This is a genomic window from Halomonas elongata (genome assembly GCF_029081005.1).
Classification (GTDB): Bacteria; Pseudomonadota; Gammaproteobacteria; order Pseudomonadales; family Halomonadaceae; genus Halomonas; species Halomonas elongata_B.
Genome location: NZ_JAJQTQ010000095.1, coordinates 1 through 447 on the forward strand (window position 1 = coordinate 1; position 447 = coordinate 447).

Annotated in this window: 1 protein-coding gene; it reads left to right on the top strand. The window is 63.3% G+C overall.

Annotated features, from left to right (window positions below; all coding sequences use genetic code 11):
• Nucleotides 1-447: formate dehydrogenase accessory sulfurtransferase FdhD (gene fdhD, locus LU493_RS19595; protein ID WP_275289478.1), on the top strand; the 447-nt coding region annotated here is incomplete at both ends.

The following is a 447-nucleotide window of genomic DNA, read 5'->3' on the forward strand; positions in this document are numbered from 1 at the left end:
TCCCCGAAAGATCTGGAGCAATTCGCCGTCGGCTTCTCCTTATCCGAAGGGATTATCGAGCACCGGCGGGAGATTTTCGGCATGGACGTGGTAGCGGTGTGCAACGGCCTTGAGGTGCAGATTGAGCTCTCCAGCCGGCGTTTTATGGGCCTCAAAGCCCGGCGTCGCGCGCTGGCCGGGCGCACCGGCTGCGGCGTATGCGGCGTCGAGCAGCTCCATGATATTGGTAAGCCGGTCCAGCCGCTGCCGTTCACTCAGTCGTTCGATTTAGCCAATCTCGATCAGGCCCTGGCGCATCTTAACGACTTTCAACCGGTTGGCCGGCTCACCGGCTGTACTCACGCGGCCGCGTGGGTCCGGTTGACGGGCGAACTGGCGGGCGGGTTTGAAGACGTTGGCCGGCATGTCGCCCTGGATAAATTGCTGGGCCGGCGGGCGGAAGTCGGC